The sequence below is a fragment of the Patulibacter minatonensis DSM 18081 genome (genome assembly GCF_000519325.1).
GTDB lineage: Bacteria > Actinomycetota > Thermoleophilia > Solirubrobacterales > Solirubrobacteraceae > Patulibacter > Patulibacter minatonensis.
On the sequence record NZ_KI912613.1, the window covers coordinates 4,322,097 to 4,347,228 of the forward strand.

Annotated in this window: 26 protein-coding genes, 1 rRNA gene and 1 other annotated feature (1 of these 28 running past the window's edge); of the genes, 2 read left to right on the top strand and 25 right to left on the bottom strand. The window is 73.5% G+C overall.

What is annotated here, in order from left to right; translation table 11 throughout:
• Nucleotides 1-88: 88 nt before the first annotated feature.
• From PATMI_RS0120210 to PATMI_RS0120285, 16 genes are all read right to left on the bottom strand, one after another.
• Entirely contained in the window at nucleotides 89-1,246 is a 1,158-nt protein-coding gene (locus PATMI_RS0120210; protein ID WP_026912197.1) for a M50 family metallopeptidase, read from the bottom strand.
• A 66-nt stretch (nucleotides 1,247-1,312) separates the two neighbouring features.
• Entirely contained in the window at nucleotides 1,313-2,482 is a 1,170-nt protein-coding gene (gene dxr / locus PATMI_RS0120215) for a 1-deoxy-D-xylulose-5-phosphate reductoisomerase (RefSeq protein WP_026912198.1), read from the bottom strand.
• Between the two features lie 283 nt (nucleotides 2,483-2,765).
• Nucleotides 2,766-4,067 (bottom strand): phosphatidate cytidylyltransferase, encoded by a 1,302-nt coding sequence (locus PATMI_RS35170; protein ID WP_026912199.1) that lies wholly within the window; start codon nucleotides 4,065-4,067, stop codon nucleotides 2,766-2,768.
• Complete coding sequence (uppS, locus tag PATMI_RS0120225) at nucleotides 4,067-4,792, bottom strand: polyprenyl diphosphate synthase (RefSeq protein ID WP_026912200.1); 726 nt, start codon at nucleotides 4,790-4,792, stop codon at nucleotides 4,067-4,069. Before uppS ends, PATMI_RS35170 begins: the two co-directional genes overlap by 1 nt.
• 4 nt (nucleotides 4,793-4,796) lie before the next feature.
• Nucleotides 4,797-5,354: a ribosome recycling factor gene (frr, locus tag PATMI_RS0120230; RefSeq protein ID WP_026912201.1), complete on the bottom strand. Its 558-nt coding sequence runs from the start codon at nucleotides 5,352-5,354 to the stop codon at nucleotides 4,797-4,799.
• Nucleotides 5,355-5,430: 76 nt separating this feature from the next.
• Nucleotides 5,431-6,165 carry a UMP kinase gene (gene pyrH, locus PATMI_RS0120235; RefSeq protein ID WP_026912202.1) on the bottom strand — a complete coding sequence of 245 codons (735 nt, stop codon included), beginning with the start codon at nucleotides 6,163-6,165 and terminating at the stop codon, nucleotides 5,431-5,433.
• Nucleotides 6,166-6,195: 30 nt separating this feature from the next.
• Complete coding sequence (gene tsf, locus PATMI_RS0120240) at nucleotides 6,196-7,071, bottom strand: translation elongation factor Ts (RefSeq protein WP_026912203.1); 876 nt, start codon at nucleotides 7,069-7,071, stop codon at nucleotides 6,196-6,198.
• 12 nt (nucleotides 7,072-7,083) lie between these two features.
• The gene (gene rpsB, locus PATMI_RS0120245) at nucleotides 7,084-8,028 is read right to left on the bottom strand and encodes a 30S ribosomal protein S2 (RefSeq protein ID WP_026912204.1); all 945 of its coding nucleotides are present in this window, start codon (nucleotides 8,026-8,028) and stop codon (nucleotides 7,084-7,086) included.
• Nucleotides 8,029-8,226: 198 nt separating this feature from the next.
• Nucleotides 8,227-9,177 (bottom strand): RluA family pseudouridine synthase, encoded by a 951-nt coding sequence (locus PATMI_RS0120250; protein WP_026912205.1) that lies wholly within the window; start codon nucleotides 9,175-9,177, stop codon nucleotides 8,227-8,229.
• Nucleotides 9,174-9,713, bottom strand: coding sequence for a signal peptidase II (gene lspA / locus PATMI_RS31990; RefSeq protein ID WP_051472087.1), 540 nt, complete (start codon nucleotides 9,711-9,713; stop codon nucleotides 9,174-9,176). The genes PATMI_RS0120250 and lspA overlap by 4 nt, the downstream gene beginning before the upstream one ends.
• A complete protein-coding gene (locus PATMI_RS0120260; RefSeq protein ID WP_245604231.1) occupies nucleotides 9,700-10,011 on the bottom strand; it encodes a YggT family protein in 312 nt (103 codons plus the stop codon). Before PATMI_RS0120260 ends, lspA begins: the two co-directional genes overlap by 14 nt.
• Before the next feature lie 5 nt (nucleotides 10,012-10,016).
• Nucleotides 10,017-10,790: a pyrroline-5-carboxylate reductase family protein gene (locus PATMI_RS31995; RefSeq protein ID WP_051472089.1), complete on the bottom strand. Its 774-nt coding sequence runs from the start codon at nucleotides 10,788-10,790 to the stop codon at nucleotides 10,017-10,019.
• A 123-nt stretch (nucleotides 10,791-10,913) separates the two neighbouring features.
• The gene (locus PATMI_RS0120270) at nucleotides 10,914-11,486 is read right to left on the bottom strand and encodes a cell division protein SepF (RefSeq protein ID WP_026912207.1); all 573 of its coding nucleotides are present in this window, start codon (nucleotides 11,484-11,486) and stop codon (nucleotides 10,914-10,916) included.
• Nucleotides 11,487-11,556: 70 nt separating this feature from the next.
• The gene (locus PATMI_RS0120275; protein WP_245604232.1) at nucleotides 11,557-12,222 is read right to left on the bottom strand and encodes a YggS family pyridoxal phosphate-dependent enzyme; all 666 of its coding nucleotides are present in this window, start codon (nucleotides 12,220-12,222) and stop codon (nucleotides 11,557-11,559) included.
• Complete coding sequence (locus tag PATMI_RS0120280; protein WP_026912209.1) at nucleotides 12,219-12,977, bottom strand: purine nucleoside phosphorylase YfiH/LACC1 family protein; 759 nt, start codon at nucleotides 12,975-12,977, stop codon at nucleotides 12,219-12,221. The genes PATMI_RS0120275 and PATMI_RS0120280 overlap by 4 nt, the downstream gene beginning before the upstream one ends.
• The gene (locus tag PATMI_RS0120285; protein WP_169738403.1) at nucleotides 12,974-14,209 is read right to left on the bottom strand and encodes a tRNA nucleotidyltransferase/poly(A) polymerase family protein; all 1,236 of its coding nucleotides are present in this window, start codon (nucleotides 14,207-14,209) and stop codon (nucleotides 12,974-12,976) included. The genes PATMI_RS0120280 and PATMI_RS0120285 overlap by 4 nt, the downstream gene beginning before the upstream one ends.
• A gap of 19 nt (nucleotides 14,210-14,228) precedes the next feature.
• Here PATMI_RS0120285 and PATMI_RS0120290 point away from each other — a divergent pair, with 19 nt between their 5' ends.
• Nucleotides 14,229-15,581 carry a PQQ-binding-like beta-propeller repeat protein gene (locus PATMI_RS0120290; protein WP_026912211.1) on the top strand — a complete coding sequence of 451 codons (1,353 nt, stop codon included), beginning with the start codon at nucleotides 14,229-14,231 and terminating at the stop codon, nucleotides 15,579-15,581.
• A gap of 6 nt (nucleotides 15,582-15,587) precedes the next feature.
• Here PATMI_RS0120290 and hisF read toward each other — a convergent pair whose 3' ends face one another.
• From hisF to murA, 8 genes are all read right to left on the bottom strand, one after another.
• Nucleotides 15,588-16,421 (bottom strand): imidazole glycerol phosphate synthase subunit HisF, encoded by an 834-nt coding sequence (gene hisF / locus PATMI_RS0120295; protein WP_026912212.1) that lies wholly within the window; start codon nucleotides 16,419-16,421, stop codon nucleotides 15,588-15,590.
• A gap of 6 nt (nucleotides 16,422-16,427) precedes the next feature.
• A complete protein-coding gene (hisA, locus tag PATMI_RS0120300) occupies nucleotides 16,428-17,156 on the bottom strand; it encodes a 1-(5-phosphoribosyl)-5-[(5-phosphoribosylamino)methylideneamino]imidazole-4-carboxamide isomerase (RefSeq protein WP_026912213.1) in 729 nt (242 codons plus the stop codon).
• The gene (hisH, locus tag PATMI_RS0120305) at nucleotides 17,153-17,875 is read right to left on the bottom strand and encodes an imidazole glycerol phosphate synthase subunit HisH (protein ID WP_084270117.1); all 723 of its coding nucleotides are present in this window, start codon (nucleotides 17,873-17,875) and stop codon (nucleotides 17,153-17,155) included. Before hisH ends, hisA begins: the two co-directional genes overlap by 4 nt.
• On the bottom strand, nucleotides 17,872-18,471 hold the full coding sequence (gene hisB / locus PATMI_RS0120310; protein ID WP_026912215.1) for an imidazoleglycerol-phosphate dehydratase HisB: 600 nt from the start codon (nucleotides 18,469-18,471) through the stop codon (nucleotides 17,872-17,874). The genes hisH and hisB overlap by 4 nt, the downstream gene beginning before the upstream one ends.
• Nucleotides 18,468-19,748, bottom strand: a complete 1,281-nt coding sequence (gene hisD, locus PATMI_RS0120315) for a histidinol dehydrogenase (RefSeq protein ID WP_026912216.1) — start codon at nucleotides 19,746-19,748, stop codon at nucleotides 18,468-18,470. Before hisD ends, hisB begins: the two co-directional genes overlap by 4 nt.
• On the bottom strand, nucleotides 19,738-20,373 hold the full coding sequence (gene hisG / locus PATMI_RS0120320; protein ID WP_026912217.1) for an ATP phosphoribosyltransferase: 636 nt from the start codon (nucleotides 20,371-20,373) through the stop codon (nucleotides 19,738-19,740). Before hisG ends, hisD begins: the two co-directional genes overlap by 11 nt.
• Complete coding sequence (locus PATMI_RS32000; RefSeq protein WP_084270118.1) at nucleotides 20,370-21,509, bottom strand: ATP phosphoribosyltransferase regulatory subunit; 1,140 nt, start codon at nucleotides 21,507-21,509, stop codon at nucleotides 20,370-20,372. The genes hisG and PATMI_RS32000 overlap by 4 nt, the downstream gene beginning before the upstream one ends.
• A gap of 233 nt (nucleotides 21,510-21,742) precedes the next feature.
• Complete coding sequence (gene murA, locus PATMI_RS0120330) at nucleotides 21,743-23,053, bottom strand: UDP-N-acetylglucosamine 1-carboxyvinyltransferase (protein ID WP_026912218.1); 1,311 nt, start codon at nucleotides 23,051-23,053, stop codon at nucleotides 21,743-21,745.
• A 210-nt stretch (nucleotides 23,054-23,263) separates the two neighbouring features.
• Between murA and PATMI_RS0120335 the strand changes: the two genes are divergently transcribed.
• Nucleotides 23,264-24,370: an isocitrate/isopropylmalate family dehydrogenase gene (locus PATMI_RS0120335; protein WP_026912219.1), complete on the top strand. Its 1,107-nt coding sequence runs from the start codon at nucleotides 23,264-23,266 to the stop codon at nucleotides 24,368-24,370.
• A 198-nt stretch (nucleotides 24,371-24,568) separates the two neighbouring features.
• On the opposite strand, the gene rrf is transcribed toward PATMI_RS0120335, so the two are convergent.
• Nucleotides 24,569-24,685: ribosomal RNA gene (gene rrf, locus PATMI_RS0120340) — 5S ribosomal RNA — on the bottom strand.
• Nucleotides 24,686-24,756: 71 nt separating this feature from the next.
• Nucleotides 24,757-25,132 (bottom strand) — a sequence feature (23S ribosomal RNA rRNA prediction is too short) (it continues 496 nt past the right edge of the window).

Genomic DNA, 25,132 nt, shown 5'->3' on the forward strand with positions numbered 1-25,132 from the left:
CGACGAGCGGCCCGAGTCATTCCTACCACCGGGAGCTTCTGCGCGCCAGGTCTGGCTGGTCGGCCAACCAGCGTCGGGGCCCGCCCGCTTACGGGCCCTGGACCTGTCGCGCGGCCGTCCCGTCGGCGAACCGCCCGATGTCGTTGTAGAGCCCGAGCCCGAAGAGCATGATCACGAGCACGAAGCCCACGACGCTCGCGCGCTCCATCCAGCTGAACGGGATCGGTTTGCGCCGCAGCTTCTCCGCGATCGCCCAGAAGATGTGTCCGCCGTCGAGCGGCAGGAAGGGCGCCATGTTGATGATCGCCAGCGACAGGCTGACGACGGCCAGCAGGATCATCGCCCTGGTCGTGCTGAACTCGATGGTCCGGCGGGTGGCGTCGTACGCGCCGGCGACCGACCCGACCTCCCGCCGGGCCTCGGCCGAGTAGAAGATCCGCGTGATCGCCTTCGCCGTCTCCGACGTGACGAACCAGATGTAGTTCGGGGTCTCCTTGGCGGCCGTGCCGACGCCCGCGGGCAGGAAGTCGAGCCCGCCGAACGAGACCCCGATGAGGGCGCGCTTCTCGGTCTTGCCCGTGTCGGGGTCCTTCAGCTCGGTGAGCCGGGGCTTGATGAGGACCGTCTGCCGCTTCCCGTCCCGCTCGATGGTGACCCGGGCGGGCGTCGCGGCGACGCAGCCGACCTTCGTGCTGCCGTCCGCGCACCCGTGGGCGGCGATCGCCTTGGTCAGCGCGGCCCGGCGCTCGGCGCTGTTGCGGTAGGTCAGTCCGCCGTCGTATCCGACGACCCCGTCGACGCTGACGATGCGGTCGTCGGGCTTCAGGACCTGCGCGGCGGCGCCGTCCTTCGCCACGCTGTTGACGACGGGGGCGTCGTTGGTCGGGACGCCGGCCGTCGCGTAGACGCCGAAGATGATCACGAAGGCGATCACGACGTTGACCAGGGGCCCGGCCGCGATCACGACGATCCGCTTCCAGACCGGCTGCTTGTAGTAGGCGCGCGCGACCACGTCCTCCGGGATCTCCTCCCGGGGGTCCATGCCGCTGATCTTCACGAAGCCGCCGGCGGGGATCCATCCGATGCCGTACTCCGTCTCGCCGCGCCTGATGCTCCACAGCGGCTTGCCGAAGAAGAGGTAGAACTTCTCGACCCGCATGCCGACCGCCTTGGCGGCGGCGAAGTGCCCGGCCTCGTGCAGGATGATGAGGACGGCGAAGCCGACGAACGCGAGGACCCATGACACGCCGGACAGGGTCCCACAAGGACCTCACGGGCGCGTAACGCGTGAACGGCGGGAGCCGCGGGCCGCTCAGCCGGCGACGAGGGCCGCCGCCGCCTCGCGGGCGGCGCGGTCGGCGTCGTAGAGCATCTCGAAGGCGTGGACGGACCGGGGGGCGACCTCGTCGAGCGTCGCCTCGACGATCTCCGCGATCCGCAGGAACCCGATGCGGCCGTTCAGGAACGCGTGGACCGCGATCTCGTTGGCCGCGTTCAGGATGCACGGTGCGGTCCCGCCCTCGCGCCCGGCCTCACGGGCGAGCGGCAGGCACCGGAACGTCTCCTCGTCGGCGGGCTCGAACGTCAGCTGCCCGACCTCCGCGAGGTTCAGCGGGCGCATCGGGATCGGCCGACGCTCCGGGTGGTTCAGGGCGAACGCGATCGGCGCCTTCATGTCCGGGTGCCCGAGGTGCGCGAGCGCGACCCCGTCGCAGAGCGTCACGTACGAGTGGATGATCGACTGCGGGTGGACGACGACGTCGATGCGGTCGTACGGCGTGCCGAACAGGTGGTGCGCCTCGATCACCTCGAGGCCCTTGTTCATCAGCGTCGCCGAGTCGATGGTGATCTTGCCGCCCATCGCCCACGTGGGGTGGTCCAGCGCCTGTTCGACGCCGACGTCGCCCAGATCGGCCCGCGTCCGTCCGCGGAACGGACCGCCGGAGGCCGTGAGCACGAGCGTGTCGATCGTCCCGGCCTCGAGGGACCCGCCGCGGGACTCGGCCTCGACGAGCTGCCAGAGGGCGGAGTGCTCGCTGTCGACCGGCAGGACCCGGGCACCCGTGGCCTCGGCCAGCTGCATCACGAGCTCGCCGCCGACGACGAGCGACTCCTTGTTCGCGAGTGCGAGGTCGATGCCCTCCCCGAGGGTCGCGACCGTCGGCCCGAGGCCGGCGGCGCCGACCAGCGCGTTGAGGACGAGGTCCGCCCCGGACTCCAGGACGAGGTGGACGAGGCCCTCCGGTCCGTGCAGGACGCGTCCGCCGTCCCAGGCGGCGGAGGCGCGGGACGCGGTCTCCTCGTCGCCCAGGGCGATCAGGTCGACGCCGAACTCCCGGGCCTGCGCGACCAGGGGCTCCCACTGGCGCCCGGCGGCGAGCCCGACGATCTCGAACGTCCCCTCGGGGGCGGCGCGGACGACGTCGAGCGCCTGGGTCCCGATCGAACCGGTGGACCCGAGGATGAGGAGGCGGCGCGGCATGACGCCGACACCCTTTCAGGTGCGGCCGTCCGCGGGTGCCCCGAGGCCGGTCGCCCGACCCTTCCGGGTGCTCCGAGCCCCGCCGCGGTCCGACGCGCCCGCGACCCGAGACGCTCGGGGCGGGACCCGGACCCATCCGGGTGCTCCGGGCCCGGCCGCAGTCCGACGCGCCCGCGACCCGAGACGCTCGGGGCGGGACCCGGACCCATCCGGGTGCTCCGGGCCCGGCCGCAGTCCGACGCGCCCTTGCCCGAGAAGCCCGGAGTGGGACCCGGCCCCTCCCTCAGGCCATGCCCATGGCCAGCCACACGTAGTAGCCGGCCACGATGCCGAACATCGCGGCGTCGAGGCGGTCGAGGACGCCGCCGTGGACGCCGAAGAGACCGCCGGCGTCCTTCGTCCCGGCGTCGCGCTTGAGGAAGCTCTCGAAGAGGTCGCCCAGCGGCGCGACGACGGCGACGGCGAGCCCGATCAGGAGGGCGTCGGTGCCGCTCAGCCAGTCCTGGTAGAGCCCGGCGAACCAGACGGCCGCGACGGCGACGACGATGCCGATCAGGAGGCCCTCGATCGTCTTGTTCGGCGAGACGCGCGGCCAGAGCTTGCGGTTGCCGAACAGGCGTCCGCCGAGGTAGGCGCCGGTGTCGCCGAGGAACACGCCGATCAGGACGTCGACGACGATCCCCGCCCCGTGCTCGCTCTCGCGGAGCAGGATGGCGTGTCCGAGCGCGAGGCCGATCCATCCGATGCCGAGCATCGTCACCGCGACCCCGGGCATGCTGCCCTTCGGGTGCGACAGGGCCACGGAGAGGAAGACGATCGGGACCATCGCCACGAACGCGGTGAGCATCGGTTCGCGCGAGCCGTCGCCGAGGGCGGCGGCGACGATGATCGCGGTGATGCCGAGACCGGTGGCGAAGAGCGACGGGCGCGTCTTCGCGAACATGCGGGTGAGCTCCCACGCGCCGACGAGACCGAACGCGGCGATGCCGACGGCGAAGACGGGACCGCCGGCCGCGACGAGCAGCACGGCGACGACGGCGGCCGGGACCGCGACGAGGACGCGGGCGCCGAGGTCGCTGCCGCCGCCGCGGTTCGACGGCGAGCGGACGGTCTCGATGGCGTCCTCGAACCGCTCGAGAGCCTCGATCTCCCCCGCGACGTCGTCGCGGGACGCGCGGGCGGGACGCTCCTCGACCTCCGAGACGCGTCGGCGTGCGCGGCGGTCGCGGTCCTCGATCCGGACGTCGTAGGTGCCCGAGTCGTCGGGCAGCGGCTCGCCGGCGCGCGGGCGCCGGCGGCGCGGGAGCGGCTCGACCGGGTCGTACGTGCCGCTGATCGTGCCGCGCATCCGGCCACCGTCCCGGGTGCCGGTGCGGTCGTCGCGTGACCCCGTCCGGTCGTCGCGCGAGTCGGTCCGGTCGTCGCGGGAGCCGGTGCCGCGGTCCGACGGCTCGAACGTGCCGAAGTCCAGCTCGAAGCGCGCCTCGCGGCGTCGGCCGCGGGGCGGGACCCTCCTGGGGGCGCGCTCGCGTTCGTCGTCCAGGTCGTCGAAGTCGTCGTCGGCGGGCCGCCGCGGGATCGGCATCAGGAGACCCTGCCGCCGAAGCGTCGCTCGCGCGTGCCGTAGGCGTCCAGGCAGCGCTCGAAGGCGGCCCGGTCGAAGTCGGGCCAGAGCTCGGGGGCGAAGACGATCTCGCTGTAGGCGCACTGCCACAGCAGGTAGTTGCTGACCCGCTGCTCGCCGGAGGTGCGGATCAGGAGGTCCGGGTCGCGGAGGTCGGGGCCGTAGAGCAGGGAGCGGAACGCGTCCTCTCCCCCGCCGTCGTACTTCGCCGCGGCGTCGAGGATCTCGGCCCGGCCGCCGTAGTTGAACGCCACGACGAGCGTGATGTTCTCGCCGCCCGCGGTCTGCTGCTCCGCCCAGTCCATCTTCTCGACGAGCTCCGGGTCGACGCCCTCGCGCCGGCCGATGAAGCGCATCCGCGCGCCCTCCTCGATCAGCTCGGGGGTCTCGCGGTCGATGCGGTCGGCGAACATCGCCATCAGCGCCTGGACCTCGGCCGCCGGCCGGCTCCAGTTCTCGGTCGAGAACGAGAACACGGTGAGCTCCTCGACGCCGAGCTCGGCGGCGTCGCGCAGGCGGGCGCGGACGACGTCCGCGCCGGCGCGGTGCCCTTCGGCGACCGAGACGCCGCGGCGCTGGGCCCAGCGGCCGTTGCCGTCGGTGATGATCGCGACGGCCCGTGGACGCTCGGCGGCGTCGACCGGGGACGCGACGTCGGTCGCGTCGGCGCTGGGAGGCGCAGGCACCGGGTCAGACCTCGAGGACGTCGGCTTCCTTGGCCTTCAGCGACGCGTCGAGCCCGGCGATCGCGTCGTCCGTGACCTTCTGCAGCTCGGCCTCGGCGCGGTGCTCCTCGTCGGCACCGATGTCGCCGTCGGTCTTGAAGGTGCGGAGGTCGCCGAGGACGTCGCGGCGGACGTTGCGGACGCGGATGCGCCCCTCCTCGCCGATCTTGCGGGCGGTCTTCACCATCTCCTTGCGGCGCTCCTCCGTCATCTCGGGGATGCCGAGGCGGATGGTCTTGCCGTCGTTGGAGGGCGTGACGCCGAGGTCGCCGTCGGAGATCGCCTTCTCGATCTGCTTGATCGAGGACGGGTCGTACGGCTGCACCGTCAGCAGGCGGGCCTCGGGAGCACCGATCTGCGCGAGCTGCCGCAGCGCGGTCGGCACGCCGTGGTAGTCGACGACGACGCGGTCCAGCAGGTTCGGGCTGGCGCGGCCGGTGCGGACGGTCGCGAGCTCCCCGTTCGTCTGCTCGACGGCCTTCTTCATGCGCTCCGCGGCGTCGGCGAGCAGCTCGTCGATGATGGAGTCGTCGGGCATCAGGGGACCTCTTCGGTGGTGACCTATGGGTGGGTGACTGCGGACCGGCGCGGGGCCGGGGTCACGCCGGTGTGTGGACCAGCGTGCCGAGTCGCTCGCCCGAGACTATCCGGACGATGTTCCGCTCGTCGTCCATGTTGAACACATGGATCGGGAGCTTGTTCTCCATGCACAGGGTGAGTGCGGTGGAGTCCATGACCCGCAGGCGGCGCTCGATCGCCTCCATGTGGGTGATCTCTCCGATCAGCTCCGCGGAGGGGTCCGTCCGGGGGTCGGCGGTGAGCACGCCCTCGACGCCGTTCTTGGCCATCAGGATGGCCTCGCAGTGGACCTCGGCGGCGCGCAGCGCGGCGGCGGTGTCCGTGGTGAAGAACGGGTTGCCGGTGCCGGCCGCGAAGATCACGACGCGCCCGCGCTCCAGGTGGCGCTCCGCGCGGCGCCGGATGTACGGCTCGGCGACCTCGGTGATGTCGAGCGCGCTCTGCACGCGCGTGACGACGCCCATCCGCTCCAGCGCGTCCTGCAGCGGCAGCGCGTTGAGCACCGTCGCCAGCATCCCCATGTAGTCGGCCGTGGCCCGGTCCATCCCCGCGGCGGCACCGGCCATGCCGCGGTAGATGTTGCCGGCCCCGACGACGATCGCCACCTCGACGCCCAGGTCGTGGACGTCCTTGATCGAGGAGGCGACGGCCACCAGGCGGTCCGGATCGGTGCCGTACTCCCGCTCGCCCATGAGGGACTCGCCGGAGAGCTTGATCAGGACGCGCTTGAAGGCCGTCGTCGTCGGGTCGGTCATGGGATGGAGGGAGCTCCGGGGTCGGAGGTCCTACGCCCCGACCTGGAAGCGGGCGAAGCGAGCGACGGTGGCGTCGTCGGACAGCGCCCCCCGGAGCTGGTCGATCGTCTTGCCGTCGTGCTTGTCCGGGTTGATGTGCTCCTGCGGCAGGAGGGCGATCTCCTTGAACCACTTGTTGAGCTTGCCCTGGGCGATCTTGTCGCGGATCTGCTCGGGCTTGCCCTCGGCCTCGGCCTGCTGGGCGTAGACGCGCAGCTCGGCGTCCTTCTCGTCCTGCGGGACGTCGTCGGAGGAGACGTACTTCGTGGCGGGGGTGGCGGCCACGTGGAGCGCGACCTCCTTCGCCAGCGCGGCGGCCTCGTCGCCGGAGACGCCGCCGACCTCGACCACGACGCCGACCTTGCCGGTGGCGTGGATGTAGGACGACAGGGCGCCCTCGCCGGACACGACGAAGCGGTCGGCGCGGCTGATGACGACGTTCTCGCCGGTGGTGGCGGAGACGTCGGCGCGGGCGGCCTCGATCGTCTGACCGGAGGCGATCTCCTCGGTCAGCAGTGCGGCGACGTCGACCGGGCCGGTCGCGTCGGACGCGCCGGCGACGTGCTCGGCGATCTTCTTCGCGAACGCGATGAAGTCGTCGTTGCGGGCGACGAAGTCGGTGTTGCAGTCGACCTCGACGAGGACGCCGCGCTTGCCGTCGGCGGCGATGAACGCCTGGACGGTGCCCTCGGTCGTCTCGCGGTCGGCGAGCTTGCCGACCTTGTTGCCGAGCTTGACGCGCAGCAGCTCGACGGCCTTCTCGATGTCGCCGTCGGCCTCCTGCAGCGTCTTCTTGCAGTCCATCATGCCGGCGCCGGTGCGCTGACGGAGGGCCTTGACGTCGGCCGCGGTGATCGTGGTGCTCATGCGGTCTCCTCGTTACTCGGCGGCGGGCGCCGGGGCGTCGGTGGTCGGTGCGGCGGCCTCGGTCGGCGCGGCGGGCTGCTCGGCGGCGGCGGCCGCGGCGGCGGTCTCGTCGGCGGCGTTCTGCGCGGCCTCCTGGCTGGCGGCGGCGGCGGCGCTCTGCTCCTCGGCCTCGAGGCGGCGGGCGTCCTCGGCCTCGCGGTTGGCGGCCTCCTCGGCCTGGCGCTGCTCCTTCTCGGCGGCCTCGCGCGAGCGGCGGGCCTCCTCGGCCTCCCACCAGGCGGCGGCGCCACCGGCGGCGGCGTCGCCGATCGCGTGGGCGATCGCGGCGCAGGCGCGGATGGAGTCGTCGTTGCCCGGGACCGGGAAGTCGACGCCGTCGGGGTTCACGTTCGTGTCGACGAGCGCGATGACGGGGATCCGGAGCTTCGAGGCCTCCTCGACCGCGATCTTCTCGGAGTTCACGTCGACGACGAAGACGGCGTCGGGCGCGCGGCGGAGGTCCTTCACGCCGCCGAGGTTGATCTGGAGCTTCGCGAGCTCCTTGCGGCGCGTGATGCGCTCCTGCGACGGGAGCAGCTCGAGCTGGCCCTCGGCCTCGAGGCGCTCGAGGTCGTTCAGCGTCTTGATGCGCTTGCTCGACGTCTGGAAGTTCGTGAGCAGACCCGGCGACCAGCGCTGGTTGACGTACGGCATGCGGGCGGCCTCGGCCGACTCGCGCACGGCGTCCTGGGCCTGGCGCTTGGTGCCGACGAAGAGGACGGTGCCACCGCGCTGGGCGATGTCGGACACGAACGCCTGCGCCTGGGCGAGGAGGTCGACCGTCTGCAGCAGGTCGATGACGTGGATGCCGGAGTGCTCGCCGTGGATGAAGCGCGCCATGCGCGGGTTCCAACGGCGGGTCTGGTGTCCGAAGTGGACGCCAGCCTCGAGCAGATCCTTGATGCCGATCTCGGACATGGGTACTTCCCTTGGTGCTCTGAGAAACAGGATCCCGCTGGACCGGAGCGCGTTCCCGACGGGTCGGGCAGGGACGTTCCGGGGGTACCCGGCGGGGTAGGAATGGACGGTGCTGCTGTGCGTCCGGACGGACGCACGGACGACGAATTCAACCAGGAACCGGCGTCCGGCGCTGTGACGCCGGGCCGGACGGCCGCGTCAGGCGCGCGCGAGCTCGAGGGCGCGGGCCAGGTCCTCGGGGAGCGGCGAGGCGACGTCGACCGGCTCGCCCGTGATCGGGTGCGCGAACGACAGCCGGGCGGCGTGCAGGAACTGCCGGTCCAGCCCGAGGGGGTGCTCGCCGACCGGCCCCGCCGCCCCACCACCCGAGCGCCCGTACTCCGGGTCGCCGGCGACGGGCAGCCCGATGGCCTTCAGGTGCACGCGGATCTGGTGCGTCCGACCGGTCTCGAGGGTCACCCGCAGGAGCGACGTCCGGGTCAGGGCCTCCTCGAGGACGAAGTGCGTGACGGCGCGCCGCGGTGTGTCGGTGTCCAGCGAGTGCTTCGTCCGGACGTGGCGGTCGCGGCCGATCGGCGCGTCGATCGTGCCCGTCCGGGCGTCGGGGCGGCCGTCGACGAGGGCCAGGTACTCGCGGGTCACGGTCCGCTCGCGGATGGCCTCCTGCAGCAGCCGGTGCGCCTCGTCGGTGCGGGCGACGACCAGCAGCCCCGAGGTGTCGCGGTCCAGGCGGTGCACGATGCCGGGGCGCTCGGCGTCGCCGCCGGGCGGGAGCGCCGAGGTGATGCGGCTCGCGACGGCGTCCACCAGGGTCGGGCCGTAGGAGCCGGCACCCGGGTGGACGACGAGCCCGGCGGGCTTGTCGACGACCATCAGGTGCTCGTCCTCCCACAGGACGTCGACGTCGGGCGCGTCCTCCCGGACCGGCCCGATCGACGTGACGAGGGTGCCGAGATCGACCTCGAGCTCCTGGCCGGCGCGGACCGCGTGGCGCTTCTGCGCCGGATCGGCGGGCGTGCCGTCGATCCGGACGCCGCCCTCCGCGATCGCCCGCTGGGCGCGGGCGCGGGATCCGCACGCCTCGGCGAGGACGACGTCCAGCCGGGCGCCGTCCTGCTCGGGCGGCACCGTCAGCCGGGTGCCGGTCATCCGCGCTGGGGGCGGGTCTCCCGCCGGCCCTTCGTGTTCGTCTTGCGCCGGTTCTCGAGCTCGACGACGACCACGAGCAGGATCATGCCGCCGACGATCGCCACGTCGGCCAGGTTGAAGGCGGGCCAGTTCGGCGGCTTGAGGAAGTCGATGACGGCGCCCTCGACGACGCGGTCCAGCACGTTGCCGATGGCGCCGCCGGCGAGCATCCCGGCGGCGAGCCACGCCAGCCGGACCGTGCGGTTGCGGAGGAACCAGAACGTCAGTGCGGTCAGCGCCCCGACGACGAGCAGCCCGACGATCCACGGCTGGTCGCTGAAGCTCGAGAACGCGACGCCGTCGTTGCGGACATAGGTGAGGTCGAGGAACGGCAGGACCTCCTCGCGGGTCCCGCGGTCGATCGCCTGCACGACGAGGCGCTTCGTCAGCTGGTCGAGGACCAGGACGAGCACCGCGACGGCGAGGACGCGGCGGACCGCGAGCGACCCCGCACGGGCCTCTTCGCGGGAGACGACGCGGGGCTCACCCCTGGACAAGGCGCACCACCAGTCCGCCCACGATGCGCAGGACGAGGATCGCCACGATCGGCGAGAGGTCGAACGGCCCGAGCGGCGGGATGAAGCGCCGGAAGAACGCGAGGAAGGGCTCCGCGGCGTCGTGCAGGAACTTGATCACCGCGGCCGTGACCGTGTTGTACGGGATCCGCATGCCGGCGCTCTGGACGATCGACACCAGGATGTGGGCGATGATCACCAGGGTGTAGACGGTGATCAGCGCGCTGATGAACGAGCCGACCTCGTACCGGGTGTCGGCGAGGGGCGTCAGGGTGCTCACGAGGGTCACGAGACGGCCACCGCGGCGTCGAAGGCGTCCTGGACGGCCTCGCGGAGCCCGCCGCGGTCGAGGGCGCGGAGGCCGCGGGCGGTCGATCCGCCGGGCGACGTCACGCCCCGCCGGACGGCGAGGGTGTCGTGGTCCTGCGCGCGCAGGAGGGCGGCGGAGCCCTCGATGCCGGCGGCGACCATGCGGCCTGCGGCGTCGGGCGTCATCCCGTGGCGGATCGCGGCGTCGACCGTCGCCTCGGCGAACAGGCTGACGTAGGCCGGCAGCACGCCGAACGCGGCGGTGGCGGCGGCCATCTGCGACTCGGGGAGCTCGACGACCGTCGCGCAGCGCGCGAGCAGGCCGAGGAGCTCGGCGCGGAGCTCGTCCTCCCCGGCGGGGGCGGCGACGCCGGGCTCGCGGGCCTCGATCGCCACGGCCACGACGCCCTTGCCGACGCCCGCGGGGGTGTTCGGCATCAGGCGGACCACGGGGCGGTCCGGGTAGGCGGCGCGCAGGTCGGCGATCGGGACGCCGCCGAGGATCGAGACGACCGCCCGGGCACCCGACGCGTCGCGCGCGGCGTCCAGGAGCTGCCCGGGCTTGTGCCCGAGCACGACGGCGTCGGCGCGCTCGGCGAGCGCGGCGGCGTCGGCGACGGCCTCGCCGCCGAGCTCGGTGGCCAGCGCGCTCGCCCGGTCACCGACCGGGTCGAAGCAGAGCGCGGGCTCGCCGATGCCCCGCGCGAGCGCGGAGGCCATGTTGCCCGATCCGAGGAATCCCAAGCGCATGAACGACCCCGAACGGTACCGGTCCGCCGCCGCGGGGCCCCCGCCCCTCCGGGTGGCCCGTGCCACGCCGCAGTCCGACACCGTTCGGACGCGAGACGCACGGGTCGGGGCCCGGCCCACTCCCTAGGACTGGTTGAAGAAGCCCTTCTCGATCAGCTGCGCGCGTTCCTCCGCGGAGATCGAGACGTTGGCGGGCGTGAGCATGAAGACCTTGTCGGCGATGCGCTGCATCCCGCCGTCCATGGCGTAGGTCAGGCCGCTGGCGAAGTCGATCAGCCGCTTGGAGAGGTCCGAGTCGGACGTCTGCAGGTTGATGACGACGGGGATGCCGTCCTTGAAGCGGTCGGCGATCTGCTGGGCGTCGTTGAACGACTTCGGCAGGACGAGGTGGACCCGGACGTCGCCGCCGGGGCCCGCGGCGCTGCGGGACGACGAGCCGCCGACCGGGCGCAGGTGGGCGCCGCCGACGCGGGAGGATCCGCCGTCGTCGTCGGAGAAGATGTCGTCGAACTCCTCGCGCCGGCGTCGGGCGCGGTCGATCCTGCGCACGGGTGTGGGCTCCCTCACGGGTTCACGAGCACGTTCACGACGGTCGTCGTACTCCGGTTCATCGTCGTAGGTGTCGTCGTACGGATCGCGCTCCTCTGCGAGAGCGAAGTACACGAGCACCTTGTGCCAAGCGTCGCGGAAGGCCATGACTGGCGGTTGATTCTCCCACGGCGACCCGGTTCCTCCCCGGTTCCCCGAATGTTTCCGCGAAGTGACGTCAGCGGACGAGGACGCTGCCGAGCCGGACGACGGTCGCGCCCTCCTCGACGGCGACCTCGAAGTCCTGCGTGGTGCCCATGGAGAGCGCGGAGAGGCCGTGCTCGCCGGCGAGCTCGCGCAGGGCGGCGAACCACCGGCGGCTGTCCTCGGGGCGCTCCGCGTGGGGCGGCATCGTCATCAGGCCGGCGACCGGGACGGGGCAGCGCTCCAGGACGCCCGCGAGCTCGGCGGGCGCGATCCCGCTCTTCGCGTCCTCGCCGCTGACGTTGACCTCGATCAGGACGTCGAGCCCGGGACGGGCCAGATCGGCGTGGCGCTCGAGGCGCCCCAGCACGCTGTCGCTCGAGACCGAGTGGATGCGGTCGACGTGCGGGAGGACGTCGGCGACCTTGCGGGACTGCAGGTGCCCGATGAACTCCCAGCGCAGCCCGTCCGCCCCGGGCTGTCCGACCTTCTCGACGAGCGACTGGGCGCGGTTCTCGCCGGCGAGCGTCAGGCCGGCCTCGGCGAGGCGCCCGGTCTGGTCGGCGGCGACGTACTTCGTCGCGACGAGGACGTCGACGCCGTCGGGGTCGCGGCCCGCGCGGTCGCAGGCCGCGGCGATGCGCTCGCGGACCTCCCCCAGCCGTCGCCGGACGTCCTCGACGTCCACGTCCTGGATCACGTCGACCACGTCATGCCCGCCTGTCGTCCGGTGTCGCCGGCGTCGCGCCGGTGGGAGAAGAAGCGCCCGGGGGCGCAGATGGTGCAGATCCCCGCGACCACAACGCGGTCGGTCCCCGCCGCGAGGAGCCGGATGCGTGCGGCCTCGGCGAGGTCGGCGTTCCGGCCCGCGCGGACGGTGGGGCCGAGCGGCGCGAGCGCGGCGTGGACCTCGTCACCGACCTCGTAGCAACAGGGTCCGGCCCCCGGCCCGACGACGGCCGTGACCGCCCCGCGGCCACCGGCGGCGCGGAGCGCGCGCAGGCCCTCCTCGAGAACCCCGGCGACGAGGCCGCGCCAGCCTGCGTGGACGGTCGCCACCGCCCCGTCGGCGACGAGCGCGACGGGCAGGCAGTCGGCGCACAGCACCACGCACGGGGTCCGGTGCAGCGCGGTGGCGACGCCGTCGGCCTCGCGCACGGACCCGAGGTCGGCACCGGGCAGGTCGACGTCGCCCGCGACGACGAGGACGTCGGTCCCGTGCACCTGGCGGGGCTGCGCGAGCCGGTCGCGGCTCACGCCCGCGAGCGCGGCGAGGCGGTCGCGGTTCGCGCGCACGGCCGCGGGGTCGTCCGGGGTCCAGCTCCCGAGGTTCAGGGAGGCGTAGGCGCCGGTCGACTCGCCGCCGAGGCGTCCCGTGAAGCGCACCTCCGCGCCGGGGAGCGTGCACGCGAGGCCGCCGTCGGGCGTCGGGCGCAGCTCGGGTCCGGCGCTCACCGGTCGGTCTCCTGCCCGGCGACCGCGCCGGCGTCCGCGTGCGGGAGCCCCGCCGCGGCCAGCTCGGCGTCGCGCTCGGGGAGCGCCGGGTCGAGCCGGCCGTCGAGCTTCGCGACCAGCGCACGTCGCAGGCCCTCGCCGACCGCGGGGCCCGCGGGGACGCCGGCCGCGAGGAGGTCGTGCCCGCCGATCGTCAGGCGTACGTGCCGGAGCTCGTCGAACCAGCGCCGGGCGTTGTCCCCGCCCGCGAGCGCGACGACCTCGACCGGCACGCCGGACGCGGCCCGGTGGATCTCCGACGGGGTGGTGGCGCGCGCGAGGGGCCCGGCGGTGCTCGCCCGCGACCCCGCGCCGATCACGTCGGCCTCGGCGGTGCTCCAGCCGGTGTCGGCCACCCACGGCAGCAGGTGGCGGAGGTCGACGCCCGCCGTGGACGCCGCCATGCGCAGGAGATCGGGGCGGCCTTCGGGCGGGAGCAGCTCCAGGGCGGCCGGCAGGGCGGCCGGCTCCGGGTCGAAGCCGGGCGGCAGGAAGCGCGGGTTCAATGCGAGGAGGGTCCGGAAGACCGCGGCCGGATCGGGCTCGCCGAGCGCCAGCCGCAGCTCGCCGCCGTGCCGGGCGCCGGAGATCGCGAACGGGTCGGCCTCGGCGGCCAGCGCCGCCGTCGCGGGGTCCACGGCGAAGCCCAGCCGGGCGGCGTACCGGGCGGTGCGCCAGACCCGCGTGGGGTCGTCGACGAACGAGCGGTCGTGGAGCACCCGCAGCACGCCGGCGGCGAGGTCCTCCCGTGCGCCGGGGATCTCGGCGGACCGGCCGTCGGAGAGCCGGAGCGCGATCGCGTTGACGGTGAGGTCGCGGCGGACGAGGTCCTCGTCGACGGTGGCCGCGGGGACGACGTCCGGCAGGGCGCCCGGGCGGGCGTACGTCTCGGTGCGTGCGCGGGCGAGGTCGTGCAGGACCCCGGTCGCCGTCCGCACGGTCGCCGTGCCGAAGCGCTCGTGGCGCGCGACGGTCTCCCCCAGGCGCTCCGCGAGCGGCTCGACCGGTCCGACGACCACGACGTCGAGCTCCTGCGGCTCGCGGCCGAGCAGCAGGTCGCGGACCGCGCCGCCCACGAGCCAGGCGTCGTCCTCGGGCCGGACGGCCGCCAGGAGGGGCGCGGCGGCGGGCAGCGCCCGGAGCGCCTCGTAGGCCGCGGCGAGGGTCGTCGGTGGAGGGGTGGGGACGGCCACGTCGAAGGACCGTACCCTGATGGCCGGTTCGCCCTCCGACCCGCGCCGCCGCCGGTCGCGCACGGGCGGGGCCGTGGTCCTCGTACTCGTGGTGCTCGGCGGGGGCGGCGCCCTGCTGGTGCTGGAGACGCGGGGCCCGGACGACGTCTCGAACCCGGGCGTGGAGTTCTCCGGCGACGACGGCTCGACCACGAAGCAGCGGGCGCCGAAGAACGCGGAGGACCGCTACGACGACGGCGCCGACTGGCCGATGTACGGCGGGAACGCGCAGCGCACCCGGTACGTCGCGTTCGCGGGCCCGGAGCCGATCCGGCCGCCGTTCGTCGAGCGGTGGGGCGTGACGGGCCGCGTCCTCCTCGAGTTCCCGCCCGTCCTCTGCGGCCGCCGGATCTACTCGATGCGCAACGACGGGCTGCTGCGCGCCGTCGAGCGCCGTACCGGGAAGGTCGCGTGGACGACGCGCGTCGGCAGCCTCGCGGCCTCCGCGCCCGCCTGCGGCGACGGACGCGTCTACGCCACGGTCCTGCGCCGCAACCGGTTCGTCAAGGGCGGCGAGGTCGTCGCGCTGCGCAGCCGCAACGGGCACCGCGTGTGGCAGGTCCGCCTGGCGAGCCGCACGGAGTCCTCGCCCCTGCTGACGGACGACCGCGTGATCTTCGGCACCGAGTCCGGCGACGTGCTCGCGCTGCAACGGCGGACGGGGCGGGTCGTCTGGCGCTACCGGGCCGGTGCCGCGGTGAAGGCGGCGGTCGCGCGGGACGGCGATGCGCTCTACGTCGGCGATTACGCCGGGAAGATGCACTCGATCTGGCTGCGCAGCGGGCGGAAGCGGTGGGTCCGGCCGCTCGGAGGCCGGCTCTACTCGACCCCCGCGGTGGCGTACGGCCGCGTGTTCGTCGGCAACGTCGACGGCTCCGTCGCGGCGATCGGCGAGCGGACCGGCCGGCTGGCGTGGCAGCGGAGGACCAAGGGCTTCGTCTACTCGGCTCCCGCCGTGGCGCCGGTGGCCGGGCGCGGGCCGACGGTGTTCATCGGCTCCTACGGCGGCACGCTCTACGCCTACGACGCCCGGACCGGCCGGCAGCGGTGGACCAAGAGCCTGGGCGGCAAGGTCTCGGGCGGCATCACCGTCGTCGGCGACATGGTCATGTACGCGAACCTCGGCAAGAAGTCGCTCGGCATCCGTCGCGCGAAGGACGGCGCGCTCCTCTACGCCCACCGCAGCGGCGCGTTCGACCCGGGCATCTCCGACGGCCGGCGCCTGTACCTCGACACGTACACGAGCATCTACCACCTGGTGCCGAAGCGGCAGGTGGCGCGGGACGTCGATTCGTTCCGCGCGGCGGCGAAGCGCCGGTCCGGAAAGCGCTGAGGACGCCTACAGCGTGGTCGGCCGCACCGGCCGCACCGCGATCCCGGCGTCGGCGATCCGCGCCTTCGCCTCGGCGATGGAGTACGTCGAGAAGTGGAAGATCGACGCGGCCAGCGCGGCGTCGGCGCCGCACTCCAACGCCTCGACGAGGTGGTCGAGCGTGCCCGCGCCGCCGGACGCGATGACCGGCACCGGGACGGCCTCCGCGATCGCGCGGGTCAGGGGCAGGTCGTACCCCGAGGTGGTGCCGTCGCCGTCCATGGAGGTCAGGAGGATCTCGCCCGCCCCGCGCTCGACGCCCTCGCGCGCCCACGCGACGGCCCCGCGCCCGGTCGGCCTGCGGCCGCCCGCGACGAAGACCTCCCACGGGTCGCCCTCGACGAGGTCCGCCTCGCGCAGATCGGCCGGTGCCCAGTCCGCCCCGCGGGTCGTCCCGGGGACGCCCTTGGCGTCGATCGCGAGGACGACGCACTGCGTGCCGAAGCGGTCGGCGAGCTCGGTGAGCAGCTCGGGACGGGCGACGGCCGCGGAGTTCACGGCGACCTTGTCGGCCCCGGCGTCGAGCACGGCCTGCGCGTCGTCGACGGACCGGATCCCGCCGCCGATCGTGAACGGCACGAAGACCTCGTCGGCGGCACGGCGGGCGAGCTCGACGATCGTGTCGCGCTGGTCGCTCGTCGCGGTGATGTCGAGGAAGACGAGCTCGTCGGCGCCCTCCGCGTCGTAGCGCGCCGCGAGCTCGACGGGATCGCCGGCGTCGCGGAGGCCGACGAAGTTCGTCCCCTTCACGACGCGTCCGGCGTCGACGTCGAGGCAGGGGATGACGCGCTTGAGGTGCACGCGGGTCTAGCGGTCCTGCAGGGCCGCGTGGCCCTCGGCGATCGTGAAGCGCTTCTCGTAGAGCGCCTTGCCGGTGATGATCCCGCCGAGGTTCACGAGGCGCGCGTTCGCGAGCTCGCGCAGGTGCTCGACGGTGCCGATGCCGCCGGAGAAGATCCACGACCCGCGGACGGCCTGGGAGATCCGGCGGACCTCGTCCATGTCCGGGCCGGTCTCGAGCCCGTCGCGGTCGGCGTTCGTGTAGACGAACCGCCGCACGCCGCGCTGCTGCAGGCGCTTGATCGCCTCGGCGCCGTCGATCTCGGTGGTCTCGAGCCAGCCCTTCGTGGCGACCTTGCCGCCGCGGGTGTCGATCGACACCATCACGCGGTCGCGGTGGCTGCCGAGGACCGAGTCGAGGAAGTCGGGATCGGTGATCGCGGCGGTGCCGAGGATCACGCGCTCCGCACCGGCGGCCAGGGCGGCCTTCACGGACTCGATGTCGCGCAGACCGCCGCCCCACTGGACGGGGACGTCGAGCTCCTCGGTGATCGCGGCGAGCTGGTCGAGGTGCGCGGGCTTGCCGGACTTGGCCCCGTCGAGGTCGACGAGGTGGAGGAAGCGCGCGCCGGCCTCGACCCAGGAGCGCGCGGCCTCCAGGGGGCTGTCGCGGTAGACGGTCGACTCGTCGAAGTCCCCGCGCACCAGGCGCACCGCCTGGCCGTCGAGGATGTCGATGGCGGGGTACAGGATCACGTGGGGCACCTCAGACAGGTCTCGGCGAACCCGCGCAGCACGCGCAGGCCGTCCGTGGACGACTTCTCGGGATGGAACTGCGCGCCGTGCACGCGGCCGCGGCTGACCGCGGTCACGAACGGCGAGCCGTAGTCGCCGCGCGCGACGACGTCGGCGGGGTCCTCCGGCCGGGCGACGAAGGAGTGCACGTGGTAGAACGCCGTGCCGTCGGGCAGCCCGGCGCGCAGCGGCGACGTCGTGCCCTCCGACCAGGTGACGGAGTTCCAGCCGATGTGCGGGAGCTTCAGGCCGAGAGCGGGCTCGAGCTGCCGGACGGGGCCCGGCAGCAGGCCGAGGCCCTCGGCCCCGCCACGCTCGTCGGAGCGGTCGAAGAGGAGCTGCATGCCGAGGCAGACGCCGAGCAGCGGCGTCCCGTCGGCGACCCGGTCGCGGACGACCGCGTCGAGGCCGGTCTCGCGCAGTCGGCGTGCGCCCTCGGGGAACGCGCCGACGCCGCAGAGCACCAGGCCGTCCGCGGCGCGGATGGTCTCGAGATCCGCGGTGACCGTCGCGTCGGCCCCGGCGCGCTCCAGCGCCTTCTCGACGCTGCGGCGGTTGCCGACGCCGTAGTCGACGACGACGATGCGGACGCGGTCGCCGTCTGGGCGTGCGAGCGCCGCGTCGCGGTCGTCCGCGTCGCCGGAGGCGGAGGGGCCCGCCCCGACCTCGGCGGCGCTCATCCGGTGAGCGTCCCCTTCGTCGACGGCACGCCGTGCTCGTCGGGGTCGATCGACACCGCGACGCGCAGCGCGCGGGCGAGCGCCTTGATGCCGGCCTCGATCATGTGGTGGGCGCCGCGGCCCACCTCGATCTCGAGGTGGATCGTGGACCGCGACGTGGCGGCGACGGCGCGCACGAACTCCTCGAGCAGCTCGTGCTCGAAGCCGCCCGTGACGCCGTGCGGCAGCAGGCCGTGGTCCTCGAAGACGACGAACGGCCGGCCGGAGAGGTCGACGTGGCACGTCGCGCGCGCCTCGTCCATCGGCACCGTCGCGGAGCCGTACCGGCGGATGCCGACGCGGTCGCCGAGCGCCTCGGTGATCGCCTGGCCCAGGACGAGACCCGTGTCCTCGACGGTGTGGTGGCTGCCGGTCTGGAGGTCGCCCTCCGCGGTGACCTGCAGGTCGACCTTCGCGTGGCGCGTGAGGAGCTCGAGCAGGTGGTCGAAGAAGCCGACGCCGGTGGTCCGGGTGCCGGTCCCGGTGCCGTCGAGATCGAGCGTGAGCTCGATGCGGGTCTCGCCGGTCGAGCGCTGGATGGTCGCGGTGCGGGTCATCGGGTCGCACCATTCTGCCGGGCGCGCATCGACGCCGCGTGCACCACGAAGCCCTCGGCGTCCGCGATGCGGATCCCGGCGTCCGCCAGGGGCCCGGTCGCGCCGTCGAGGTGGACCTCGTTCATCGTGCGTCGGAACGTCCGCGCCGACAACGTCGACGCGTAGCGGGCGGCGCCGTCGGTCGGCAGCGTGTGGTTGCTTCCCGCGACGTAGTCCCCGAAGGCCGTGGCGCCGGAGGCCCCGACGAACACGCAGCCGGCGCTGCGGACGCGGCCGGCGAGCGGCTCGACGGTCGGGCCGACGATCTCGAGGTGCTCGGCCGCGAACGCGTCGGCGACGGCCAGCCCGGTCTCCGGGTCGGGCACGAGCACGCTCGCGTACGCGGCGGGCGAGCCCTCCAGCGGCAGGCTGCCGCCGATGCCCGGCGCGAGGAGCTCCCAGACCGCGGTCTGCAGCGCCTCGTCGTCGGTGACGAGGACCACGAGCGAGCCGTCGCCGTGCTCGGCCTGCGCGGCGAGGTCGAGGGCGACGAGCCTCGGGTCGGCCGCGGCGTCGGCGAGCACGAGCAGGTCGCTCGGACCCGCGAAGCCGTCGATGCCGACCGACCCGGAGAGCTGGGCCTTGGCCTCCTGCACCCACAGGTTCCCGGGGCCGACGACGACGTCGACGCGCGGGACGGTCTCGGTGCCGAGCGCGAGCGCGGCGACGCCGTGGGCACCACCGAAGCGGTACACGCGGGCGGCGCCGGCCAGCCGGCAGGCGGCGCGGAGCACCGGGTCGTCGGACGGACTGGCGACGACGACCTCGTCGACCCCGGCGGCCCGGGCGGCGACAACGCCCATGATCGCCGTGGACGGGTACGGCGCGCGACCACCCGGGACGTAGACGGCCGCCCGCCGGACGGGCACCTCGCGGACCAGGACGCGCTGACCCTGCGGCAGCTGCACGTCCCGGTCCTCGTGGACGGTCGCGGCGGCGACGATCCCGACGTTCTCGATCGCGAGCTCGAGCGCGGCGCGCAGCTCGGGCTCCAAGGCGGCGACGGCTGCGTCGAGCTCGTCGTCGGGGACGACCAGGGGCTCGAGCGGGGCGCCGCCGACGCGGTCGAAGCGCCCGGCGTGCTCGAGGAGCGCGACGTCGCCGCGGGCACGGACGTCGGCGATCAGCGTCGCGACGCCCTCGGCGACGTGCCCGCCGCCGGGGACGAGCGCCCGGATCCGCGCGGCCGCCGCGTCGGCGCCGGCGGCGTCGTCGACGGTCAGCCGCTCAACCGGCAACCAGGGCCTCCCGCAGCCGGTCGACGGCGTCGGCCTTCAGCCGGTGCGTCGCGGGGTTCGCGATCAGGCGGGCGGTGGACGTCGCGATCTCCTCGCGGATCACGAGACCGTTCTCGCGCAGCGTGGTGCCGGTGGCGGTGAGGTCGACGATCGCGTCGACCATCCCGGTCAGCGGCGCGAGCTCGACGGACCCGTTGACCTTGACGATCTCGGCCTGCCGGCCGGTCGACTCGAGGTAGTGGGTCGCGATCGTCACGTACTTCGTGGCGACCCGCATGACGCCGAGGCGCCGCAGGGCCTCCTCGGCGGGGTCCGGGTCCCCGGCGATCGACGCGAGCACCATGCGGCACGGGCCGTACCCGAGGTCGGCGAGCTCGACGACGTCGCGGGTCCGCTGCTCCATCAGGACGTCCTTGCCGGTGACGCCGACGTCGGCGGCGCCGCTCTCGACGTAGGTCGGGACGTCGGACGGCCGCATCGTGACGATCCCCGGCTCCTCGAACAGGAGCTTGCGGTCGTTGTCGCGGACCTCGCTCGTGTCGACGCCGACGCGATCCAGCGCGTCGAGGGTCGAGCCCATCATCACGCCGCGCGGCACGGCGATCCGGAGTCCGAAGGGGTTCACGACGACACCTCGGTCGAGCTCGGGCCGGACCCCTTCGAGCCCCCGGCGATCGGCGCGTGGACGGTGGGTCCGCCGCCGGGGATCGGCGCGTGGCCGCCCGTCGGCGCGGCCACGGGCTCCGGGGACGGGATCGCCGTCGGTGTCGTCCAGCCGACGCGCCAGGACCCGCGCGACTTGCCGACGAGCGCGGTGTGCAGCGCGTCGACGTCGAGCGCGAAGCCGACCGCGGGCAGGTCCCGGCCGAACTTGCCGAGCAGGTCGTCGTACCGGCCACCGCCGCCGATGGCGTGGCCTTGGCCGGGCGCGTAGACCTCGAACACCGCGCCGGTGTAGTACCCGAGCTTCAGCGTCAGCCCGAGGTCCAGGATCAGGTGCGAGCGGACGTCCTCGTCGAGCTGCTCGACGACGCTGCGGACGCCGGCGGTCGCCGCGACGGCACGCGGGTCGGTCAGCGCGTCGACGACCTCGAGCCCGCCCCGGCGGGACGCGACGTCGAGGAGCATCGCGGCGGTCGCGTCGTCGCAGGCGGCCCGGACCTCGCGCTCGAGCCCGACGAGGTCCCGGGTCGCGAGCTCGTGCAGGATGGCGGCCCGCCGATCGTCCTCGACGCCCGCGCCGGCCAGGAGCGTGGGGAAGATGGACGCATCGCCGACGGCGACGCGCGCGTCCTCGAGACCGACGGCCTTCAGTGCGCCGACGAGCACCGTCAGGGCCTCCGCCGTGCCCTCCGGCGCCCCGGCGCCGACGAGCTCGATCCCGGCTTGCAGGACCTCGCGCGACTGCCCGCGCCCCGGCACGATCCCGCGGTAGAGGTGCGCCTGGTAGCTCAGGCGGATCGGCAGCTCGGCGTCCGCGAAGCGGGAGCTGACGAGCCGGGCGATCGGCACGGTCATGTCGGAGCGCAGCACGAGCGTCTCGCCGTGCTCGTCGACGGAGCGGAACCGCGGATCGGCGGCGCCGGCCGAGGCGGCCACGCCGGCGCGGTCGAGCACGGACGCGTACTCCACCGCCGGGGTGGAGACCTCGCCGTAGCCGTGGGAGGTGAACACGTCGCGGAGCGCGGCGACAACGCCGTGGCGCTCGCGCATCTCGTCTGGCAGCACGTCCCGCGTGCCGCTGGGGATCGGCAGCGTCATCTCCTTGGATCATCCCGGGTCGCGGACGCGCGCGACGTGCGCCCCGTCCGCGGCCCCCGGGGAGCGGGGTTCGTGCCCGTCGGCGGGTGCCACGTGCCCCGCCGACGTCCGGCGCGACCCACCCGGGGCAGCACGGGGACGGGCCCGCGCGCACGGCGGGGTGCCCGCGCCCCGTCGACGACGGACGAGGCCCTGCCCGAGAGGCCCGGGCGGGGCACCGGCGTCGTCCTCCGTCAGCCGACGGCGACCTCGGCGTCCTCGGGCACGCGCTCGATCTGCGCGCCGAGGGAGCGCAGGCGCTCGTCGATGGCCTCGTAGCCGCGATCGATCTGGTCGATGTTGTGGATCGTGCTGCGCCCGTCGGCGCAGAGCGCGGCGATCAGGAGCGCCATGCCGGCGCGGATGTCCGGCGACGTCATGCGCTCGCCGTGCAGCTCGCAGGGCCCGGAGACGATCGCGCGGTGCGGGTCGCAGAGCGTGATGTCCGCGCCCATGCCGACGAGCTTGTCCGTGAAGACCAGGCGGTTCTCGAACATCCACTCGTGGATGAGCACGGAGCCGGTCGCCTGGGTGGCGAGCGCGACGGCGATCGACGTGAGGTCGGCCGGGAAGGCCGGCCAGGGACCGTCCTGCACCTTCATCTTGTGCTCGCCCACGTCGCGGGCGGTCCGGAGGTCCTGGCCGCCGGGGACGAGCACCGTGGTGCCCTCGAGCTCCGACTGCAGGCCGAGCTTGCCGAAGACGAGGCGGATCATCCGCAGGTCGTCGGGGGCGACGTCCGTGATCCGGACCTCGCCGCCGGTCACGCCGGCCAGCGCCATGAAGGAGCCGATCTCGATGTGATCCGGACCGACGGTGTGGTCGCAGCCCTGGAGCTCGGCCTGCCCCTGGACGCGCAGGACGTTCGAGCCGATCCCGTCGATCGTCGCGCCCATGCTCACGAGCATCCGCGCGAGGTCCTGGACGTGGGGCTCGCAGGCGGCGTTGCCGATGACGGTGGAGCCCGGGGTCAGCGCCGCGGCGAGCAGGGCGTTCTCGGTCGCCATCACGGACGGCTCGTCCATGAAGATCTCGCCGGCGACGAGCCCGCCCTTCGGCGCGACCATCTCGATGTCGCGTCCGAGCTCGAGCTCGGCGCCGAGCGCCCGGAAGGCGTCGAGGTGCGGATCGAGACGCCGGCGCCCGATGACGTCGCCACCCGGCGGCGGCATGGTGCAGCGTCCGAACCGGGCGAGCAGCGGGCCGGCGAGCAGGAACGAGGCGCGAATCCGCTCCGCGTCCTCGCGACGGAGCCCGTCCTCCGCGCGGAGCGCCCCGGCGTTCAGGCGGACGGCGTGCTCGTCGAGCCAGTCGACGGTCACGCCCAGGCCCTCGAGCAGGTTGATCATGGACGCCACGTCGCGGATGCGCGGGACGTTGCGGACGACGACGTCCTCGCTGGTCAGGACCGACGCGGCGAGGATCGGCAGGGCGCCGTTCTTGTTTCCTGCGGGGCGGACGGTGCCCGAGAGGGGCCGACCGCCGTCGATGACGAACTTCTCCATGGGGATGGTGGTCCGGTGTCGAGGCGCAAGCGGGGGCCGAGCGCCCGCGATCGTCCGCCCACGGACCAGCCGGAGAGGGTAGCAGCGCGGTGGCGGTCCACCCGGACTTGGCGCGCCCCCTCCGGCCCGCCTCCGGGCCGAATGTGATCAGGAGGTTTCCGCCACCCGTCGGACCGGCATGCGGCGGGACGGTCGATACCCTCGGAGGACATGACCGACACGCTCACGATCACCATCCTCGAAGGCGACGAGACCGGTCAGGAGCTGCTCGACCAGTCGGTGCGGGTCTTCGACCCCGAGGTGCTCGGATTCGAGGTGGTGTTGGACCGCTACGACCTGTCGCTCGCCAAGCGGCGGGAGACGGGCAACCAGATCGTCCACGACGCCGCCAGGGCCATGCGCGAGAGCGGCCTCGGCGTCAAGGCGGCGACGGTCACGCCGGAGGGCAAGGACGACGTCGGCTCGCCCAACCGCATCCTCCGCGAGGAGGTCGACGGCAAGGTCATCATCCGCACCGGTCGTCGCATCCCGGGCGTGACGCCCGCCGCCGGCATCCACTTCCCGATCTCGGTCGTCCGGATGGCCGTGGACGACGCGTACGGCGCGAAGCAGTGGCGCGAGGGCGAGGAGGGCGGCACGGACGAGATCGCGTACCGCACCGAGAAGATCAACCGCGGCACCTGCCGGGCCGTCGCCGAGTACGCCTTCCGCACCGCCACGAAGATGCGCGGCAGGGTCTATGGCGGCCCCAAGTGGACGGTCTCCCCCGTCTACGAGGGCATGCTCAAGGAGGAGCTCGACCGCGCAGCGGCCGACAACCCCGACGTCCGCTACCAGCCGGTCCTCATCGACGCGACCTACGCCGGCCTCGTCTCCGGGGACGCGGACGGCCCGCTGGTCATCCCGGCGCTGAACCGGGACGGCGACTGCCTCTCGGACCTCGTCCTCCCCCTCTTCGGGTCGATCGCGGGCGCCGAGTCGACGCTCCTCTCGTTCAACGAGGACTACACGCCCCGGGTCGCGATGGCCGAGGCACCGCACGGCACGGCGCCGTCCCTGCTCGGCAAGGACGTCGCCAACCCGATGGCGATGATCCTGGCGAACGCCGCGGTCCTGCACTACGGCGCGGCGATCCACGGGGTCGAGGCGGCCGATCGCGCGTCGCGTGCGATCTACGAGTCGGTGCTCGAGGGCGCCTCCGCGGGCATCAAGACCCCGGACCTCGGCGGAGCGTCGTCGACCACGGAGGTCACCGACGACGTCATCAACCGCGTTCGCACGAAGATCGACGTGTGGGCCTCCCTCGGGTCCCACTGACCGGAGCGTGGTGGCCCGTCGCCGGCGCACGGCGATGGGCAGCGACGCTGGGCGACGCCGCGGCCGCTCCGGCGACAGCCGTGGAGCGGATCGGCAGGCTACATCTACGAGGCCAGCGCCGCGTGCGGTCCGGCGTCAGTGCACGGGCCCCGGAACGACGAAGCGCCCCGCACGTTCGTGCGGGGCGCTTCAACCTAATTTCGGCGGCGACCTACTCTCCCAGGCCCTTGCGAGCCAAGTACCATCGGCGCTGAGGGGCTTAACTACTCTGTTCGGAAAGGGAAGAGGTGTATCCCCCTCGCCATAACCACCGAAAAGCCTCGAAAAACCGGCTCCCGGGGGCCCTTGAAAACTACACAGCGGGTATCACAAAAACCGTCAAGCCCTCGGACCATTAGTACCGGTCTCCTACAGACATTACTGTCCTTCCAGATCCGGCCTATCAACCTGGTGGTCTACCAGGGTCCTTACTCCCTCAAAGGGGATGGGAGAATTCATCTCGAGGCCGGCTTCCCGCTTAGATGCTTTCAGCGGTTATCCGATCCAGACGTAGCTAATCTGCAATGCCCTTGGCAGAACAACAGATACACCAGAGGTCCGTTCACCCCGGTCCTCTCGTACTAGGGGCAAATCCTCTCAATTCTCCAACGCCCATGGCAGATAGGGACCGAACTGTCTCACGACGTTCTGAACCCAGCTCGCGTGCCGCTTTAATGGGCGAACAGCCCAACCCTTGGGACCTACTACAGCCCCAGGATGCGA